Source organism: Psychrobacter sp. TB20-MNA-CIBAN-0197, from assembly GCF_040309765.1.
Lineage (GTDB): Bacteria > Pseudomonadota > Gammaproteobacteria > Pseudomonadales > Moraxellaceae > Psychrobacter > Psychrobacter submarinus.
Genome location: NZ_JBEOPC010001017.1, coordinates 1 through 254 on the forward strand (window position 1 = coordinate 1; position 254 = coordinate 254).

General features: G+C 44.9%; 1 protein-coding gene. It reads right to left on the reverse strand.

Going from position 1 to position 254, the window contains the following annotated elements:
* Window positions 1-254, reverse strand: a 254-nt coding sequence (locus AAEY83_RS16970) for an AAA-type ATPase lid domain-containing protein (RefSeq protein ID WP_502945212.1), incomplete at both ends; no start/stop codon positions are given.

Below are 254 nucleotides of genomic sequence, written 5' to 3' on the forward strand. Positions count from 1 at the left end.
CTTCGGCTCTCTGCTATAGGGGGTTGCAGCGCACTCGGTGTTAAATCACAGTGCTCGCTTGTAATGGTTATTATTGGATTTTGCCATTGGCTTTGTTTTGCTTTTAGGGCGCTGCGGCTAATGACATGTTCAAGCTCGCGAACGTTACCTGGCCAGTTGTACTGATTAAGCAATGCTTGCGCTTCGGGGCTTAGTTTTAATTGTTTTATCCCTAATTTACGGGCTGTTTGCTCAATAAAATAACCAGCTAAGAG